The sequence below is a fragment of the Streptomyces corallincola genome, from assembly GCF_019104725.1.
GTDB classification, from domain to species: domain Bacteria; phylum Actinomycetota; class Actinomycetes; order Streptomycetales; family Streptomycetaceae; genus Streptomyces; species Streptomyces corallincola.
On record NZ_JAHRXF010000016.1, the window covers coordinates 102,032 to 120,193 of the forward strand.

At 72.6% G+C, this 18,162-nt stretch carries 14 protein-coding genes; 8 read left to right on the plus strand and 6 right to left on the minus strand.

Going from position 1 to position 18,162, the window contains the following annotated elements:
* Positions 1–80 precede the first annotated feature (80 nt).
* A complete protein-coding gene (locus KUM39_RS13430; RefSeq protein WP_217785817.1) occupies positions 81–1,079 on the minus strand; it encodes a LacI family DNA-binding transcriptional regulator in 999 nt (332 codons plus the stop codon).
* Between the two features lie 197 nt (positions 1,080–1,276).
* Entirely contained in the window at positions 1,277–1,945 is a 669-nt protein-coding gene (locus tag KUM39_RS13435) for an MmyB family transcriptional regulator (RefSeq protein WP_217785818.1), read from the minus strand.
* Positions 1,946–2,185: 240 nt separating this feature from the next.
* Here KUM39_RS13435 and KUM39_RS13440 point away from each other — a divergent pair, with 240 nt between their 5' ends.
* Positions 2,186–2,845 (plus strand): helix-turn-helix domain-containing protein, encoded by a 660-nt coding sequence (locus tag KUM39_RS13440; protein ID WP_217785819.1) that lies wholly within the window; start codon positions 2,186–2,188, stop codon positions 2,843–2,845.
* Between the two features lie 18 nt (positions 2,846–2,863).
* Here KUM39_RS13440 and KUM39_RS13445 read toward each other — a convergent pair whose 3' ends face one another.
* Positions 2,864–3,598 carry a 4'-phosphopantetheinyl transferase family protein gene (locus tag KUM39_RS13445; protein ID WP_217785820.1) on the minus strand — a complete coding sequence of 245 codons (735 nt, stop codon included), beginning with the start codon at positions 3,596–3,598 and terminating at the stop codon, positions 2,864–2,866.
* Positions 3,595–4,452: a metallophosphoesterase family protein gene (locus KUM39_RS13450; protein ID WP_217785821.1), complete on the minus strand. Its 858-nt coding sequence runs from the start codon at positions 4,450–4,452 to the stop codon at positions 3,595–3,597. The genes KUM39_RS13445 and KUM39_RS13450 overlap by 4 nt, the downstream gene beginning before the upstream one ends.
* A gap of 421 nt (positions 4,453–4,873) precedes the next feature.
* On the opposite strand from KUM39_RS13450, the gene KUM39_RS13455 reads away from it, so the two are divergent.
* On the plus strand, positions 4,874–6,049 hold the full coding sequence (locus KUM39_RS13455) for an ATP-grasp domain-containing protein (protein ID WP_217785822.1): 1,176 nt from the start codon (positions 4,874–4,876) through the stop codon (positions 6,047–6,049).
* A 126-nt stretch (positions 6,050–6,175) separates the two neighbouring features.
* Entirely contained in the window at positions 6,176–7,873 is a 1,698-nt protein-coding gene (locus tag KUM39_RS13460) for a carbohydrate binding domain-containing protein (protein ID WP_217785823.1), read from the plus strand.
* 94 nt (positions 7,874–7,967) lie between these two features.
* Here KUM39_RS13460 and KUM39_RS13465 read toward each other — a convergent pair whose 3' ends face one another.
* Complete coding sequence (locus tag KUM39_RS13465) at positions 7,968–9,305, minus strand: 6-phospho-beta-glucosidase (RefSeq protein ID WP_217785824.1); 1,338 nt, start codon at positions 9,303–9,305, stop codon at positions 7,968–7,970.
* A 353-nt stretch (positions 9,306–9,658) separates the two neighbouring features.
* On the opposite strand from KUM39_RS13465, the gene KUM39_RS13470 reads away from it, so the two are divergent.
* Positions 9,659–11,062 (plus strand): glycoside hydrolase family 16 protein, encoded by a 1,404-nt coding sequence (locus KUM39_RS13470; protein ID WP_217785825.1) that lies wholly within the window; start codon positions 9,659–9,661, stop codon positions 11,060–11,062.
* An 84-nt stretch (positions 11,063–11,146) separates the two neighbouring features.
* Here KUM39_RS13470 and KUM39_RS13475 read toward each other — a convergent pair whose 3' ends face one another.
* Positions 11,147–12,052 (minus strand): helix-turn-helix domain-containing protein, encoded by a 906-nt coding sequence (locus KUM39_RS13475; RefSeq protein WP_217785826.1) that lies wholly within the window; start codon positions 12,050–12,052, stop codon positions 11,147–11,149.
* 145 nt (positions 12,053–12,197) lie between these two features.
* On the opposite strand from KUM39_RS13475, the gene tkt reads away from it, so the two are divergent.
* From tkt to opcA, 4 genes are read left to right on the plus strand one after another with little or no spacing between them, the layout of a single operon-like run.
* Positions 12,198–14,273 (plus strand): transketolase, encoded by a 2,076-nt coding sequence (gene tkt, locus KUM39_RS13480; RefSeq protein ID WP_217785827.1) that lies wholly within the window; start codon positions 12,198–12,200, stop codon positions 14,271–14,273.
* A gap of 20 nt (positions 14,274–14,293) precedes the next feature.
* Complete coding sequence (tal, locus tag KUM39_RS13485; RefSeq protein ID WP_217785828.1) at positions 14,294–15,475, plus strand: transaldolase; 1,182 nt, start codon at positions 14,294–14,296, stop codon at positions 15,473–15,475.
* On the plus strand, positions 15,472–17,079 hold the full coding sequence (gene zwf, locus KUM39_RS13490) for a glucose-6-phosphate dehydrogenase (RefSeq protein ID WP_246620063.1): 1,608 nt from the start codon (positions 15,472–15,474) through the stop codon (positions 17,077–17,079). Before tal ends, zwf begins: the two co-directional genes overlap by 4 nt.
* The gene (opcA, locus tag KUM39_RS13495; protein WP_217785829.1) at positions 17,076–18,002 is read left to right on the plus strand and encodes a glucose-6-phosphate dehydrogenase assembly protein OpcA; all 927 of its coding nucleotides are present in this window, start codon (positions 17,076–17,078) and stop codon (positions 18,000–18,002) included. The genes zwf and opcA overlap by 4 nt, the downstream gene beginning before the upstream one ends.
* Positions 18,003–18,162 lie beyond the last annotated feature (160 nt).

Here is an 18,162-nt window from a genome sequence, read left to right on the forward strand (position 1 = left end):
CTCAAGCACCGACACCAGGGGTCCGCAAGATGTCGCGTGAGAATTGAAATTATTCGACAGTAGCTGTGATCTTCTGGACCTCAGTCGCGCGGGGCTTGCGCGGTGGAGCCGCGCACCACGAGTTCCGGCTCGAACAGCAGCTCTTCGGCGGGCACGGAGGTGCCCGCGATCTGCGCGTTCAGGAGTTCCACGGCGGCGCGCCCCATCGCCTCGATGGGCTGGCGGACGGTGGTCAGCGGGGGTTCGGTGCAGTTCATCAGCGCCGAGTCGTCGTAGCCGACGACGGAGATCCGGCCGGGCACGTCAAGTCCCCGGCGGCGGGCGGCGCGCACCGCGCCGAGGGCGAGGGGGTCGCTGGCACAGACGATGCCGGTGACGCCCCGGTCCAGCAGCCGGGCGGCGGCGGCGTGGCCGCCCTCGATGGAGAAGATGGCGCGGGCCACGTACGCGTCGGGGAGGCCCCCGGCGACCGCGCGGGCGGCGGCGAGTTTGCGGGCGGAGGGCACGTGGTCGCCGGGTCCGAGGACCAGGCCGATCCGCTCGTGCCCGAGCGAGGCGAGGTGGCGCCACGCCTGTTCGACGGCGACGGCGTCGTCGCAGGAGACGCCGGGGAAGCCGAGGTCGTCGATGGCCGCGTTGACCAGCACGACGGGGATGTTGCGCTCGGCGAGCAGCCGGTAGTGGTCGTGCGGCGCCTCGGCCTGCGCGTAGAGACCACCGGCGAAGACGACGCCCGACACCTGCTGCTGGAGCAGCAGTTCGACGTAGTCGGCCTCGGAGACGCCGCCCTTGGTCTGGGTGCACAGCACCGGGGTCAGCCCGAGCTGCGCCAGCGCGCCACCGATGACCTCGGCGAACGCCGGGAAGATGGGGTTCTGCAGCTCGGGCAGGACCAGGCCGACCAGGCGGGCCCGTTCACCGCGCAGCTGGGTGGGACGCTCGTAGCCGAGGACGTCGAGCGCGGTGAGCACCGCCCGCCGGGTGGCCTCGGAGACTCCGGGTTTGTTGTTGAGCACCCGGCTGACCGTGGCCTCGCTGACCCCGACCTTCTTCGCCACTTCCGCAAGTCGTCGCGTCATGCGCGCAAGTTTAGCGCAAGGCTTGCAAACGGTTTGCGGGATTCCCCGCGCGGTGGTGTCCGGACGGCGGCGGGACCCGGCCGCCGGAATCCCGGTCCGCCGGAGACCGACCGCCACGGAGGGATCGGTACGGCGGATCGGGCGCGGGCGGTTGTCTGCCCGGCCCCGTCGGCGACCTGAACGCCGACGGAACCGGGTCAGTTCTCGGGGGAGGGCACGACCGTGAGGCGGGCGCCGGAGGTGCGCGGGCGACGGCGACGGCGTGTCACGGCGCCGGGGCGGCGGTTGTCACGCAGCACCATCGTCAGCCGGGTGTAGCCGAACTCCCGCAGCGCGGCGGGGGTTTCGTCCACGATCCGGCACTCGGTCGGCTCCCGACGCGGGTCGGGGTGGCGCAGCAGGCGTACGGCGCTGTCGAGCCGCGATCCGCGCTCACCGACCGCGCCGAGCCAGTGCGGCAGGCCCTGCCGGAAGGCGGCCTCCATGATCGGGTCCTGGGCCACCTCCCGCCGCAGGGCGAGGAGTTCGTGGTCGTGGGCATGGTGTTCGACGGCGGTCTTCAGGTGGGCCAGCATCGGCAGGCACCAGCCCGGTTCGTGGTCGCCGAGGATGCCGGGGGCGTCGGGGTGGAAGAGGACGAAGCGCAGGAAGCTGACGGCGGGCATCGCGGTGGGGTGCGGGCGGACGCCCGAGAAGAGCGTGCCGTAGGCGGAGTTGGCCGTGACGACGGTCCAGCGGTGGTCCACGACCAGCGACGGGAACGCCACGGCGTCCACCAGCGCGGCGTAGTCCTCCAGGTAAGCCCGAGCCTCGGGGCTCTCGGCGACGGGCGGTGGCGCCCACTGCCCTTCTGCCTGATGTGCCATCGGGAGGTCACCCCTCTTGCCTATGCGGCCTTCACGCGGCGATGCGATCCTGTCCGCCCGACGCAACTCGTGTCAACTATCGTGGCATTTCCTGCCGGGCGACGGCCGAAATTCGCCACAGTTGTGGCGAGACCTGGATGTGGGTTCGGCGTACCGGCTACTCTCCCGGAAGTCCGGATGAACCGCCTGTGCGAAGCCCGGACCTACCTGAAGCCTTCAAGAGACGTAGGAGTTCTGTCGGTGACGGATGGCTACGAGGACGCGGGCGCCCCGGAGACCGCTCGGCTACCGGCCGTCGTCGCCCGCGTCACCGCGCTCGCCGACCGCCTCGGGGTGCCGCACACCGAGGTCCTCGACGTCGGGCGGCTGCATGTCGCCTGCGGTGTGCCGGAGCCGGTGGTCAAGGCGCTGCTGAGCGGTCGGCCGGCGGGGGAACCGGACGTGCAGGCACGGTTCCTGCAACGCCTCGACCTGCTGCGCCGCACCCGGCTGAAACCGAACGGCCGCCGCCACACCCAGCAGGAGATCGCCGACGGCGCCGGAATGTCCCGGCAGCAGGCGGGCGCCCTTCTCAACGGCGACCGGCGGCCCACGATGGAGCACTGCGACGCGCTCCAGCGCTACTTCCGGGTCCACGCGGGCTTCCTGACCGCCGAGGACCCCGAGGCGCTGGCGGGCGCGCTCCAGCGCGCCGAGCAGGAGTTGCTGCAGAGGCTCGCGGACCGGGAGGACCGGGAGCGCGCGGCGGACGGCACGGCGGACCCGGTGCAGCGGCTGCTCCAGGACCACGGCGTACGGGGCATCGCCTGGCGCGCGGCCCAGCTCCCCACGGACCAGCACCGGGACAAGGTCGCGGAGTGGCTGGACATGCTGCTGGAGAGCGTGCAGCGCCCCGAGTGAGCCCGGCGGCGGGGCGGGTCAGCCGTGCCGGACCGACACGGCCGTCAGCACCAGTCCCCCGCCGATCAGCCAGCGCCCCTCGAAGCCGGACAGCCGGGCGCCGCCCACCAGGGGCCCCGGCACCAGCAGCCGGGCGTGGAACGTGCCCCGCGCGGGCGGGACCCGGCCGCCGGAGGTGCCCGGTGCCGCGCCCGGTGCCGACGGTCCCGGGGTCAGCGTGATGTCGGCCTCGGAGAAGTCCAGCCAGGCACGGGTGAGCGGGAACCACGCCTTGTAGACGGACTCCTTGGCGCTGAACAGCAGCCGGTCCCAGTGCACTTCGGGGTGGGCGGCGCTCAGCTCGCGGTGCCGGTCGCGCTCGGTGGGCAGCGCGACGGTGTCGAACACGCCCTCGGGGAGCGGTCCGTGGGGTTCGGCGTCGATACCGAGCGAGGCGAGGTCGGCGGTGCGCACCAGGGCGGCGGCCCGGTAGCCGTCGCAGTGCGTCATGGTCCCGGCGATGCCCTCCGGCCACACCGGCGCCCCGCGCTCCCCGGTCGGCACCGGCCGGGGTTCGAGGCCGAGCTTCTCCATGCAGCGCCGCGCGCAGACCCGTACGGCGGTGAACTCGCGGCGCCGCTTGGGCACCGCGCGGGCCACCAGCGCCCGTTCCTCCGGGTGGAGGGCGTCCGGGTACAGCGCGTCCTCGTCGGCCTCCGCGTCCCCGAACGTCTCCACGGCCACCACGGACGGCGGGAGCAGTTCCTCGATCACCGGGCCAGGACCTCCATCGGCAGGATGCGGCGCGGACGGCCGGGCGGTACCGGACGCTTGCGCCACTCACGGGGGTAGCCCACCGACACCTCCTCGAAGCGGACGCCCTCGTGGACGGTGGAGCGCGGGATGTGCAGATGGCCGTAGACCATCGTGGCGACCCGGAAGCGGCGGTGCCAGTCGGCGGTCAGCGCGGTGCCGCACCACATGGCGAACTCGGGGTGCCGGAGCACCTCGGTGGGGTGCCGGTCCAGCGGGTAGTGCGCGGCGAGGACGGTGGGCAGGTCCTCGGGGATCTCCGCGAGACGGCGCTCCGTCCCGGCGACGCGGGCCCGGCACCAGTCCTCGCGGGTCGGGTACGGGTCGGGGTGCAGCAGGTGCTCGTCGGTGCAGACGATCCCGGTGCCCTCGGCGTGGGCGAGGCCCTCGGCCTTGGTGGCGCAGCCGGGCGGCAGGAAGGAGTAGTCGTACAGCAGGAACAGCGGGGCGACGGCGACCGGGCCGCCGGGGCCGTGCCACACCGGGTACGGGTCCTCGGGGGTGGTGACGCCGAGGTCCCGGCACACCTCGACCAGATGGTCGTAGCGGGCGGCGCCGCGCAGCGTGACGGTGTCCCTCGGGTGGGTCCACAGGTCGTGGTTGCCGGGGGCCCACAGCACCTTGCGGAAGCGTCCGGCGAGGGTGGCGAGCGCCCAGCGGATGTCCGCCACGGTCTCCGCGACGTCACCGGCCACGATCAGCCAGTCGTCCTCGCTCTCCGGGCGCATCCGTTCCACCAGGGCGCGGTTCTCGGGATAGGAGATGTGCAGATCGCTGATGGCCAGCAGCTGTCCGGACTCCGCCGTGGACCCCACCCCGCGCACCTCTCTCCTCCGGAACCGTTCCGGACGTCTTCCCGATCATCGGTCGGCACCACGAGAACACACGCGCCGGACCACGACAAGAGGGAAACCGGCCGGTCACCGGGGTTGTCCACCCCGCCCGGCGGATCACCTCCGGCCCGCCCCGGGGACCGCGTCCGGCGCCCGCCACCCCGTCCCGGCCACACCCCGTACCCCGGCCGCACTCCGCCCGCACCCCCGGTCCGGGCGGGCGCCGGCCCCCGGGGAATCCGTGACCCACACGTTGCACGCCCAGGCGATTGAAAGCCGTATGATCGCCGCAAGCCGACGCCCCTAACTCCCCCTCGAACAGGGCCGTTTGGCGCACCCTCCTCCCTCCTGTCCGGGTCGCGGACCGCCCCGTCCTGCCCGTACCGTCCCGAAGGCGGCCCGCATGCGCTCTCGCGTCCGCGTCTGGCTCAACCGCACGTACGCGGAGAACGTCTTCTTCATGGACCAGCTCCGGAGCAATCCCGACGGCCGGGCGGTGCGGGTGCACGCCACGCACGGCGACGCGGACTCCCCCGTGCTGGCCGCCGCCGACACCGCCGAGCTGGAGCCGGAGGGCCTGTCCCCGGCCGGGTACGTGGAGTACGCCCTCGATCTGTGCGCCCGGCGCGGCATCGACGTGTTCGTGCCCCGGCTGCACCAGGCGGAGATCGTCCGGCACCGTGCCGACTTCGCCGCCGCGGGCACGGCCGTGCTGGGCCCGACCCCGGAGGGCGCCGCCGTCTTCGAGGACAAGGCGACCGCCTACGAGGCCGTGCGGTCCGTCGGCGTGCCGGTGCCGCCCTGGTGGCGGGTCCGCACGGCCGACGAACTCCTGTGCGCCGTAGAGGAGTTGGAGGCGGGCGGACACCGGGCGTGTTTCAAACCGGCGGCGGGCGCGGGCGGGGTCGGCTTCCGGATGATCACACGGTCGCCGTTCTCGCTGGAGAACCTGGACGGCTTCCCCGGTCCGTGGGTCCAACTGGACCCGGTGGTCGAGGCGTTGCGGCGGGCGGAGCGGCCGGTGGACTGGCTGGTGATGCCGCGCCTGGAGCAGCCGGAGGTGTCCGTGGACTGTCTGACCGGCGCGGACAGCCGGTTGCGGATGGCGGTGGGCCGCACCAAGAACGGCCGCCGCCGGGGCTTCACGCTGCACGAACGGTGGCTGGAACCCGCGCGGTTGATCGCGGAGGGGTTCGGGCTGCGCCATCTGTCCAACATCCAGTTCCGGATGCTCGGCGACCGGCCGGTGCTGCTGGACGTCAACACCCGTGCGGCGGGCGGGCTGCACCAGCTCGCGCAGTGCGGGATCAACGCGCCCTGGGCGGCGGTGCGGCTCGCGCTGGGCGAGGACCCCGGTGTGCTCGAACCGCCGTTCCTCGGGCAGGACTACACGGTGGTCTCCGGACCGCGCCCGCTGCGCCCGGTCTCCCTCCCCCGGCAGCGCACGGCCGGACCCGACCCGCTGCCCGCGACCCCGGCCCTCGTGGGCGCGCCGGTGGCGGAGCGGCCGTCCGGACCGGACCGCGTGCGCGGGGCGGACCCGCTGCCGGGGGCGGACCGATCCGGTCTGCCTTCTTGACACCATCTTTGGTCCATACCAACTTGGGTGGCGCACCGGGAGCTTCCGGCTCCCGCACCGCACGGAGCTTCCCGCTCCCGAACCGCTCCGCACGCCCGAACACCCCTTCATCCCCAGGGAGATCGTGTGCGCCACCTCCTCGGACGTCCCAGACACCGGGTCCTCGCCCTGCTCGGCTCCGCCGCCCTCGCGCTCGGCGGAGCCGTCGCGCTTCCGGGCACCGCCCAGGCGGCCAACGTCCTCACCAACCCCGGCTTCGAATCGGGCGGCCTCTCCCCGTGGAGCTGCTCGGGCAACCTCGGCTCGATCGTCTCCTCCCCCGTGCACGGCGGCACCAAGGCCCTCCAGGGCGCGGTCTCGGCGAGCGACAACGCCCAGTGCAGCCAGACCGTCGCCGTCCAGCCGAACACCACGTACGCGCTCAGCGGCTGGGTGCGCGGTTCCTACGTGTACCTCGGGGTGGGCGGCGGCGCCTCCACCTGGACGTCGTCCCCGACCGCGTACAGCAGGCTCAGCCTCTCCTTCACCACCGGCGCGGCACAGACCAGCGCCACCATCTACGTGCACGGCTGGTACGGGCAGGGCAGCTACACCGCCGACGACATCAGCCTGGACGGCCCCGGCGGCGGAGGGGGCGGCGGCGACACGCAGGCCCCGAGCGCGCCGAGCGGCCTGACCTCGACCGCCAAGACCGCGAACAGCGTCTCGCTGAAGTGGAACGCCTCCACCGACAACGTCGGTGTGACCGGCTACGACGTCTACAGCGGCGGCAACCGGATTCTCACCGTCGGCTCCACCGGCACGACCGTCTCGGGGCTCTCCCCCAGCACCGCGTACACCTTCACGGTGAAGGCGCGGGACGCGGCCGGGAACACCTCCGGGGCCTCCAACTCCCTGTCCGTGACGACGAACGCGGGCAGCGGCGGCGGAGGCGGCGGCACCGGCTTCAAGCAGGCAGCGCCGTATCTGTACGAGGGCTGGGGCGATCCGCCCAACCCAGCGACCGTGATGAGCGCGACCGGCGTGAAGTGGTTCACGATGGCGTTCGTGCTGGACTCCGGGGGCTGCACCCCGTCCTGGGACGGCAGCCGTCCGCTGACCGGCGGCGCCGACCAGACCGCGATCAACCAGATCCGCTCGGCGGGCGGTGACGTCGTCCCGTCGTTCGGCGGCTGGTCCGGCAGCAAGCTGGGCGCCAACTGCTCCTCGGCGAGCGCGCTGGCGGGCGCGATGCAGAAGGTGATCGACGCCTACTCGTTGAAGGCGATCGACATGGACGTCGAGAACACGGACGAGTTCGAGAACGAGGCCGTCCGGGCGAAGATCCTCACCGCGCTGAAGACGGTCAAGGTCAACAATCCCGGTCTGAGGACCATCGTCACCTTCGGCACCTCCACCACCGGCCCGACCGCCTCCGGCAACCGGCTCATCGAGCAGGCCCAGTCCCTGGGCGCCAACATCGACGTGTTCACGATCATGCCGTTCGACTTCGGCGGCGGCGCCGACATGTACGGCAACACGGTGAGCGCGGCCGAGGGGCTGAAGAACAAGCTGAAGTCCACGTTCGGCTGGGACGACGCGACCGCCTACGGCCACATCGGGATCTCCGGCATGAACGGGCTGTCGGACCAGCAGGAGAACACCACTCCGGCCATCTGGACGCAAATCAAGGACTGGAGCAACTCCCACCACATCGCACGGCTCGCCTACTGGGCCGTCAACCGCGACCGGGCCTGCCCCGGCGGCGGCGTGGTCAGCAACTGCTCCGGCATCAGCCAGAACACCTGGCAGTTCACCTCGATCACGGCCGGTTTCACCGGCTGACACCGCCGACCCACCGCACACCCGCACCCAGGACCCGCCCGGCCACGCGTGGCCGGGCGGGCTCCGACGGGCCCCAACTCACTCGTTAAGGAAGCTACTTGAGATAGGCGAGCCCCGGATGGACGGCCGTGTACCCGTCCACCAGCCGACGGGCCACCGCCACCGAGTCCACCAGGGGATGCAGTGCGAACGCCTTCACGGCCCGCGCCCGCTCCCCGGACTCCGCGGTGGCCAGCACCTCCCGCTCGACCGCCTTCACCGCGCCCACCAGGGCGGCGGCGTGCCCGTCGAGCGGTGAAACGGCCACCGGACGCGCCCCGCCCGCGTCCACCAGGCACGGCACCTCGACGACGGCCTCGGCGTCCAGGCTCGGCAGGGTGCCCCGGTTGCGGACATTGAGGATCAGCGTGGCGCGTTCGTCGCGGGCGACGGCCCGCATCAGCGCGAGGGCGACCTTCTCGTACCCGCCGGACAGGTCCTCCTCCTCGCGCTCCCCGGCCCCGGCGGCCTCCCGGTTCTCCGCCATGTACGTCGCCTCGCGCTCGGCGCGGGTGCGGTGCCAGGCGTCCAGCGCACCGCTGCCCGGCCGTACCGCCTCCTCGTAGAACCGTGCCTGCTGGTCGCGGAGGAAGGCACCGCGGGTCAACTCCGCCTCCCTGTAGGCGCGTACGGTCTCGCGGTTGAAGTAGTAGTAGTGCAGGTACTCGTTGGGGACCGCGCCGAGCGAGCGCAGCCAGTCGGCGCCGAAGAGGCGGCCCTCCTCGAACGAGCCGAGCAGCGCGGGATCGCCCAGCAGGCGCGGGAGTTCGTCCCGGCCGTCCACGCGCAGCCCGCGCACCCAGCCGAGGTGGTTGAGCCCGGCGTAGTCGATCGACGCCCGCGCCGGATCGGCGCCCAGCACCCGGGCGATGCGGCGGCCGAGGCCCACCGGGGAGTCGCAGATGCCGATGACCCGGTCCCCGAGATGGCGGGACATGGCCTCGGTGACCAGCCCGGCCGGGTTGGTGAAGTTGATGACCCACGCGTCCGGGGCGAGCCGGGCCACCCGGCGGGCGATGTCCACGGCGACCGGGACGGTGCGCAGGCCGTAGGCGATGCCGCCCGCGCCGACCGTCTCCTGCCCGAGGACGCCCTCCGCGAGCGCCACCCGTTCGTCCTCCGCGCGGCCCGCGAGACCGCCGACACGGATCGCGGAGAAGACGAAGTCGGCGCCGCGCAGGGCGTCGTCGAGACCGGTGGCCGCGGTGACGCGGGGCGCGTCCGGGACCCCGGCCGCCTGCTCGGCCAGCACCCGGGTGACCGCGCGCAGCCGGGCCTCGTCGGTGTCGTGCAGGACGACCTCGGTCACCCGGCCCGCGCCCCGGTCCGCCAGCAGCGCCCCGTACACCAGCGGCACCCGGAATCCGCCGCCGCCCAGAATCGTCAGCCTCACGCCTCGTGTCCTTCCCGCCGGGCCGTCCCGGCGCCACTCCCCGCGCCCGCCCGCGGCCCCCGGACGCGGGCCGGAACGCGGCCGGTCACCGCCGCAAGTCAACCACCCCGGACGCGCACCGGACCGCGCACCACCCACGGCACGCCCGCCCGCGACGCGGCACCGGCCGCACCGCACATCACCCCAAGTTCGCCCAACTCCCGCTCCCAGTAATGGATTTACCTGTCGGAACTCTTGACGCTCCGGTCGCCCGAGAGCACATTGGCGACACCCTGAGAGCGCTCTCACCCTGGTGGGCGGGAGCGCTCCGACAGGCGTCCCCCGCACCCCCTCACCATCGGAGAGGCACCTCCATGACCGAGCCTTCCGGCGCGCACAGACCCGGCGCCCTGCGCCGGGCCCTCCTCGCCGCCGCCGCCACGCTGTCCCTGGCGGCGGCGGTCACGACCGCCGCCACCACGCCCGCCGACGCGTCGGCGCCCACCCCGCCGTCCGGCTGGACCCAGGTGTTCCTGGACGACTTCAACGGCGCGGCCGGGTCCGGTGTGAACACCGGCAACTGGACCTACGACACCGGGACCTCGTATCCGGGCGGCGCCGCGAACTGGGGCACCGGCGAGGTCGAGACGATGACCTCCAGCACCAGCAACGTGGCGCTCGACGGCAGCGGCAACCTGCTGATCACGCCCCGCCGGGATGCCTCGGGCCGCTGGACCTCCGGGCGGATCGAGACCAACCGCACCGACTTCCAGCCCCCCGCGGGCGGCAAGCTGCGGGTGCAGGCCCGTATCCAGATGCCGAACGTGACGGGCGCGGCGGCCAAGGGGTACTGGCCCGCGTTCTGGGCGCTCGGGTCGCCGTTCCGGGGCAACTACTGGAACTGGCCGTCCATCGGCGAGCTGGACATCATGGAGAACGTGCAGGGCCTGAACAACGTGTGGGCCACCATGCACTGCGGCACCAACCCCGGCGGCCCCTGCAACGAGACGACCGGCATCGGCAACTCCCGGCCGTGCCCCGGCTCCACCTGCCAGTCGGGCTTCCACACCTACGCGATGGAGTGGGACCGCTCGACCAGCCCCGAGGAGATCCGTTTCTCGGTGGACGGCACGACGTACCACACCGTGCGCGCCAACCAGATGGACGCGACGAGCTGGGCGAACGCCACCAACCACGGGTACTTCGTGATCCTGAACGTGGCGATGGGCGGCGGCTTCCCCGGCGCGTTCGGCGGCGGCCCCGACGGCGGTACCGAGCCGGGCCACCCGATGGCCGTGGACTACGTCCAGGTGCTCCAGTCCGGCAGCGGCGGCGGTGGCGGCACGACTCCCCCGCCGTCCGGCGGCCGGGACGCCTACGGCACGATCCAGGCCGAGTCCTACGACGCGCAGTCCGGTGTGGTCCCGGAGGCGACGACCGACACCGGGGGCGGGCAGGACATCGGCTCGCTGGCGAACGGTGACTGGGCCCAGTACAAGGGCGTCAACTTCGGCTCCTCGCCCGCCACACAGTTCCGGGCGCGGGTGGCCAGCGGTGCCGCCACCGGAGTCGGCGGTCTGGTCGAGGTGCGGCTCGACAGCCGTTCCAACGCGCCCATCGGCAGCTTCGCGCTGTCCAGCACCGGGGGCTGGCAGTCCTGGCGGACGGTGCCCGCGAACATCTCCGGGGTCACCGGCACGCACGACGTCTACCTGACGTTCAGCAGCGGTCAGCCGGCGGACTTCGTGAACGTGAACTGGTTCCAGTTCGGGCGCTGAGCCCCACCGCACGACGGCAGGACCGCACCGGGGGCGGTCCCGCGCACCGGCCGACGGGCCGCCGCGGGGCCGCCCCCGGGCGCGTCAGCCCAGTTCCGCCCGGAAGGCCGCCGGGGTGTGGCCGGTGCGGAGCTGGAAGAACTTGGAGAAGTTGGCCGGGTCGGGGAAGCCGACGGCCGCGCCGACGCGGGTGACGGGCAGGTCGGTGTGCGCGAGGAGGCGTTTGGCCTCCAGCACGACGCGTTTGTCGATGAACCCCTTGGGCGTCCCGCCGGTGGCGGCGCGGACCGCGCGGACCAGGGTGCGGCGGGAGTAACCGAGGGCGTCCGCGTAGGCGCTGACGCTGTGGTTGGCGGCGAAGTCCTTCTCCACGGCGTCCCGGAAGAGGGTGAACGCGCTGTCCGGCTGGCGTCCGCCGGGCCGCCCGGCACCGGCCGCGAGGTGGGCGAGGCGCAGCAGGAACCCGGTGAGGGTGTGCCGCAGCACGGCGGTGTGCAGGCTGAGCGGCAGGGTCGTGGTGTCCTCGTACTCGCGCCGCAGATGGGCGAGGGAGGCGTGCAGCGCGGCGAGCCGGTCGGGGTCGGGGCGCAGCAGCGGGGGCAGGTCGTAGCGGTAGAGGTTGGTGGCCTCGACGGTGGCGCGGGGCAGGAAACCGGGCTGCATGGTGAGGACGGTGCCCCGGTAGGCGTCGGTGCGGGAGAAGCGGTGGACCTGGCCGGGGCGTATCCAGAGCAGATCGCCGGGGCGGGCCTCGTACTCCGCGAAGTCCACCATGTGCCGGACCGGGCCCTCGGTGAAGAGCATCACGACGTGGAAGTCGATGCGGTGAACGCGGTGCAGCGGGGCATCCGCGTGCCAGGTGCGCCCGGCGCCCATCGGGCAGACCTGCATGCCCACACCGCCCACGGCCAGTTCGACGGGGAAGGGGAACGTCCTGATGGCGTCGCCACCCCCCACGGTGGGCGCGATTTCGGATGCCATGTCCGCCATGTCCCCTTCGCACCGCTCTTCCCGCGTGATCACTGTCCCAGATTCACCACAGAGTGACACACCTCGCCCTACCGGCCCAAAAGTCAGACTTTTACTTTTGAACGCGTCCGGCCAGCCAACCCGCAGCTAACGAGGACTCTTGAAGATGAGCACGCAGACATCCGATGCCTTCGAGTGGACCGACCTGGACCGCCGTGCCGTGGACACCGCCCGGCTGCTCGCGGCGGACGCCGTGCAGAAGGTGGGCAACGGCCACCCCGGCACGGCGATGAGCCTGGCCCCGGCCGCGTACACGATCTTCCAGAAGACGATGCGTCACGACCCGGCGGACCCGGAGTGGGCGGGCCGCGACCGCTTCGTCCTCTCCCCGGGCCACACCTCGCTGACCCTCTACACCCAGCTCTACCTCGCCGGGTACGAGCTGGAGCTGGACGACCTCAAGGCGTTCCGCACGCACGGTTCCCGGACCCCGGGTCACCCGGAGTACGGCCACACGGCCGGGGTGGAGACCACCACCGGGCCGCTCGGCCAGGGTGTCGCCAACGCCGTCGGCATGGCGATGGCCGCCCGCTACGAGCGCGGCCTGTTCGACCCGGAGGCCCCCGAGGGCACCTCCCCCTTCGACCACACCATCTGGGCGATCGTCTCCGACGGCGACCTGGAGGAGGGCGTCTCCGCCGAGGCGTCCTCGATGGCCGGACACCAGAAGCTCGGCAACCTCGTCCTCGTCTACGACGACAACCACATCTCCATCGAGGGCGACACCGCCACCGCCTTCTCCGAGGACGTGCTGGGGCGGTACGCGGCGTACGGCTGGCACACCCAGCGGGTGACGCCCACCGACGACGGCGACATCGACGCCCCCGCGCTGCACGCGGCGCTGGAGGCGGCCCGTGCCGAGACCGGCCGCCCCTCGATCATCGCCCTGCGCACGGTCATCGCCTGGCCCGCGCCGAACGCCCGGAACACCGAGGCGTCGCACGGCTCCGCGCTCGGCGCCGAGGAGATCGCGGCGACGAAGCGGCTGCTCGGCTTCGACCCGGAGCGCACCTTCGAGGTAGCGGACGAGGTGATCGCGCACACCCGCCGCGCCCTGGACCGGGGCGCCGAGGCGCACGCCGCCTGGGACAAGCGGATCGCCGAGTGGCGCGCCGCCGCCCCGGAGCGGGCCGCGCTGTTCGACCGGATCGGCAAGGGCGAGCTGCCCGAGGGCTGGGAGGAGAAGCTCCCCGTCTTCGAGACCGGCAAGGCGGTCGCCACCCGCGCCGCGTCCGGCACGGTGCTCCAGGCACTCGGCCCGGTCGTGCCCGAGCTGTGGGGCGGCTCCGCCGACCTCGCCGGGTCCAACAACACCACCATCGACAAGGACAGCTCCTTCCTGCCGGTGGGCAACCCGCTCCCGGAGGCCGACCCGTACGGCCGAACCGTGCACTTCGGAATCCGCGAGTTCTCGATGGCCGCCGAGATGAACGGCATCGCCCTGCACGGCAACACCCGGATCTACGGCGGCACCTTCCTGGTGTTCTCCGACTACATGCGCAACGCCGTCCGCATGTCGGCGCTGATGCAGCTCCCGGTGACGTACGTCTGGACGCACGACTCCATCGGCCTCGGGGAGGACGGCCCGACCCACCAGCCGGTCGAGCACCTCGCCTCGCTGCGCGCCATTCCGGGCCTGAACGTCGTCCGCCCGGCCGACGCCAACGAGACCGCGATCGCCTGGGCCGAGATCCTGAAGAGGCACACGACCGCCCCCGCCCCGCACGGGCTGGCGCTCACCCGCCAGGGCGTACCGGTCTACGCGCCGGACCCGGACACCGCGAAGGGCGGCCGGGTGCTCATCGAGTCCTCGACGGCCACCCCGGAGGTGATCCTGATGGCGACCGGTTCCGAGGTGCAGCTCGCCGTCGCCGCGCGCGAGCTGCTGGAGGCCGAGGGCGTCGGCACCCGTGTGGTGTCGATGCCGTCCGTGGAGTGGTTCGAGGAGCAGCCGCGCGAGTACCGCGAGCGGGTGCTGCCGCCGGCCGTGAAGGCGCGTGTCGCCGTGGAGGCCGGGATTGGCCTCACCTGGTACCGGTTCGTCGGGGACGCCGGGCGGATCGTCTCCCTCGAACACTTCGGCGCCTCCGCCGACGCGGCGACCCTGTTCGCCGAGTTCGGCTTCACCCCCGAGAACGTCGCCGCCGCCGCCCGCGAGTCGCTGGCCGCCGCGCGCGCCTGACACCACCGCAATCAGAAAAGATGATCACTGTGACCGAAGCACTCTCCACGGCGGCCTCCACGCCGGGAGCCCTCAAGCGTCTCGCCGACGAAGGCGTCTCGATCTGGCTCGACGACCTGTCGCGCACTCGGATCGCCTCGGGCGGCCTGGCCGGTCTGGTCGCGGACGGCGGTGTCGTGGGCGTGACCACCAACCCCTCCATCTTCCAGGCGGCCATCGGCTCCGGCGCGGGCTACGAGGAGCAGCTCGCGGAGCTGGCCGTGCGGGGCGTGACGGTGGACGAGGCGGTGCGGATGATGACCACCGCCGACGTCCGCGCCGCCGCCGACGTCCTGGCCCCGGTGTACGCGACGTCGGACGGCCGGGACGGCCGGGTCTCCATCGAGGTGGACCCGCGTCTGGCGCACGACACGGTGGCGACCGTGGCCGAGGCCCGCCAGCTGGCCTGGCTGGTGGACCGCCCCAACGTGATGATCAAGATCCCGGCGACCGGGGCGGGTCTGCCCGCGATCACCGAGGTCGTGGGGCTCGGGATCAGCGTCAACGTCACACTGATCTTCTCCCTGGACCGCTACCGCGAGGTGGTGGACGCCTACCTCGCCGGTCTGGAGAAGGCCCGGGAGCGCGGTCTCGACCTCTCCGCGATCCACTCCGTGGCGTCGTTCTTCGTCTCCCGCGTGGATGCCGAGATCGACGGGCGGCTCAGCGGGCTCGGCACCGACGAGGCCGCCGCGCTGAAGGGCCGCGCGGCCCTCGCCAACGCCCGCCTGGCCTACGCGGCGTACGAGGAGGTCTTCGGTTCGCTGCGCGGCACGACCCCGGCGAGCGCCCGCTGGAGCGCCCTCGCGGCGTCCGGCGCCCACCCGCAGCGTCCCCTGTGGGCGTCCACCGGGGTGAAGGATCCGGCGTACAAGGACACCCTGTATGTGGACGAGCTCGTCGCGCCCGGCACGGTGAACACCATGCCGGAGGCGACGCTGCTCGCCGCCGCCGACCACGGTGACATCACCGGCGACACCGTGACCGGCGGCTACGCACGGGCACGCGCCGACCTCGCCGCCCTGGAGGGCCTCGGCATCTCCTACGACGAGGTGGTCCGCAAGCTGGAGGACGAGGGCGTGGCCAAGTTCGAGGCGGCCTGGCAGGACCTGCTGGACGCCGTCAGCGAGTCGCTGAGGAGCAAGGGAGTGGACGCGTCATGAGCACCAAGGCCCCTGAGCCGGAGCGGCCGGCCGCACGGCCCGCCGCCGAGGCGGAGGCGCGGGTCCCGGCCGTCCCGGCCGACGACTGGGTGAACCCGCTGCGCGACGCGCGCGACCGGCGGCTGCCGCGGATCGCGGGCCCGTCCGGTCTGGTCATCTTCGGGGTGACCGGCGACCTGTCCCGCAAGAAGCTGATGCCGGCCGTGTACGACCTCGCCAACCGGGGTCTGCTGCCGCCGGGCTTCTCGCTGGTCGGCTTCGCCCGCCGCGACTGGGCGGACCAGGACTTCGCCGAGGTCGTGCACGACGCGGTCAAGGAGCACGCCCGGACCCCGTTCCGCGAGGAGGTCTGGCAGCAGCTCGCCGAGGGCATGCGGTTCGTGCCCGGCGACTTCGACGACGACACCGCGTTCAAGCAGCTCAAGGATGCCGTGGACGAGCTGGACGCCTCGCGCGGCACCGGCGGGAACTTCGCGTACTACCTCTCGGTGCCGCCGAAGTTCTTCCCCAAGGTCGTCCAGCAGCTGAAGAAGCACGGCCTGGCCACCCCGCCCGAGGGTGCCTGGCGCCGCGCGGTGATCGAGAAGCCGTTCGGCCACGACCTGGCCAGCGCCATCGAGCTGAACCGCGTGGTCCACGAGGTGTTCGAGCCGGAGCAGGTCTTCCGGATCGACCACTACCTCGGCAAGGAGACCGTCCAGAACATCCTGGCGCTCCGCTTCGCCAACCAGATGTACGAGCCGGTCTGGAACCGCTCGTACGTGGACCACGTCCAGATCACGATGGCCGAGGACATCGGCATCGGAGGGCGGGCCGGGTACTACGACGGCATCGGCGCCGCCCGTGACGTCATCCAGAACCACCTGCTCCAGCTGATGGCGCTCACCGCGATGGAGGAGCCCATCGCCTTCGACGCCGAGGCGCTGCTCACCGAGAAGCTGAAGGTGCTCAAGTCGGTGCGGCTCCCCGACGACCTGGGCGCCTCCACCGTGCGCGGGCAGTACGCGCAGGGGTGGCAGGGCGGCGAGAAGGTCATCGGCTACCTCGAAGAGGACGGCATCGACCCGGAGTCCGGGACGGACACCTACGCGGCCGTGAAGCTGGAGATCGGCAACCGCCGCTGGGCGGGCGTCCCCTTCTATCTGCGCACCGGCAAGCGGCTGGGCCGCCGGGTCACCGAGATCGCGGTGGTCTTCAAGCGCGCCCCGCACTCCCCGTTCGACTCCACCGCCACCGAGGAACTGGGCCAGAACGCGGTCGTCATCCGCGTCCAGCCGGACGAGGGCATGACCGTCCGGTTCGGTTCGAAGGTGCCGGGTACGTCGATGGAGATCCGGGACGTGTCGATGGACTTCGCCTACGGCGAGTCGTTCACCGAGTCCAGCCCGGAGGCGTACGAACGGCTCATCCTCGATGTGCTGCTCGGCGACGCCAACCTGTTCCCCCGCCACCAGGAAGTGGAAGAGTCCTGGAAGATCCTCGACCCGATCGAGGAGCACTGGACCCGGCACGGCAGGCCGGCCCAGTACGCGTCGGGTACCTGGGGTCCTCGGGAGGCGGACGAGATGCTCGCACGAGACGGACGGAGCTGGCGCAGGCCATGAAGATCGATCTGACCGACACCACGGCAAGCAAGATCAACAAGGCGCTGGTGCAGGGGCGCCGGGCCATCGGCACCCCGGCCGTCGGCATGGTCCTGACGATGGTCATCGTCACGGACGAGGAGAACGCCTACGACTCGATCCGGGCCGCCGAGGAGGCCTCGCACGAGCACCCCTCGCGCACCCTGGTCGTCATCAAGCGGCACGCCCGCACCCTGCGCGACCGCACCACCTCCCGGCTGGACGCCGAGGTCCGGGTCGGCTCCGAGGCGGGCACCGGCGAGACCGTGGTGCTGCGCACCTACGGCGAGGCGTCCGACCACGCCGACTCGGTCGTGCTGCCGCTGCTGCTGCCCGACGCCCCGGTCGTCGTGTGGTGGCCGGTGGACGCCCCGGAGAATCCGTCCGCCGACCCGCTGGGCGCGCTCGCCCAGCGCCGTATCACCGACCTGTACGCCGTGGAGCGTCCGCTCCAGGTGCTGGAGGGCCGGACCCGGACCTACGCGCCCGGCGACACCGACCTGGCGTGGACCCGGCTCACCCCGTGGCGCTCGATGCTGGCCGCCGCGCTGGACCAGGCCCGCGCGCGGGTGACGTCGGCGGCCGTGGAGGCCGAGGCGGAGAACCCGAGCGCGGAACTGCTGGCCCGCTGGCTGGAGGCCCGGCTCGGGGTCGCCGTGGAGCGGGTGGTGTCCGCCGGTCCGGTGGTCACCGCCGTACGCCTGGGCACCCCGAACGGCGAGGTCGTCATCGACCGCCCCGAGGGCCCGCTCGCCACGCTGACCCTGCCGGGCCAGCCGCCCCGGACCCTCGCCCTGAAGGTCCGCCCGACCTCCGAACTCATCGCCGAGGAGCTGCGCCGCCTCGACGCCGACGAGATGTACGCCGTCGCCCTGCGGGGCGAGGCCGCCAAGGAGAACGCCTGACATGGCTCACACACCGTCAGACTCCGTCCGTCCGGTCGATCGCCCCGAGTGGGCGGCGCTGGTCGAACACCGTGACGCTCAACAGTTCACGTTGCGGGGGTTGTTCGCGTCCGATCCGGGTCGTGCGGAGCGGTTGACCGCGCGGGTCGGTGATCTGTAT

What these genes read in the sequence shown, in the direction of transcription:
- KUM39_RS13430 (WP_217785817.1), bottom strand. Translation starts at nt 1,079, where the DNA reads ATGACGCGACGACTTGCGGAAGTGGCGAAGAAGGTCGGGGTCAGCGAG.
- KUM39_RS13435 (WP_217785818.1), bottom strand. Translation starts at nt 1,945, where the DNA reads ATGGCACATCAGGCAGAAGGGCAGTGGGCGCCACCGCCCGTCGCCGAG.
- KUM39_RS13455 (WP_217785822.1), top strand. Translation starts at nt 4,874, where the DNA reads ATGCGCTCTCGCGTCCGCGTCTGGCTCAACCGCACGTACGCGGAGAAC.
- KUM39_RS13470 (WP_217785825.1), top strand. Translation starts at nt 9,659, where the DNA reads ATGACCGAGCCTTCCGGCGCGCACAGACCCGGCGCCCTGCGCCGGGCC.
- KUM39_RS13475 (WP_217785826.1), bottom strand. Translation starts at nt 12,052, where the DNA reads ATGGCGGACATGGCATCCGAAATCGCGCCCACCGTGGGGGGTGGCGAC.
- tkt (WP_217785827.1), top strand. Translation starts at nt 12,198, where the DNA reads ATGAGCACGCAGACATCCGATGCCTTCGAGTGGACCGACCTGGACCGC.
- tal (WP_217785828.1), top strand. Translation starts at nt 14,294, where the DNA reads ATGATCACTGTGACCGAAGCACTCTCCACGGCGGCCTCCACGCCGGGA.
- zwf (WP_246620063.1), top strand. Translation starts at nt 15,472, where the DNA reads ATGAGCACCAAGGCCCCTGAGCCGGAGCGGCCGGCCGCACGGCCCGCC.
- opcA (WP_217785829.1), top strand. Translation starts at nt 17,076, where the DNA reads ATGAAGATCGATCTGACCGACACCACGGCAAGCAAGATCAACAAGGCG.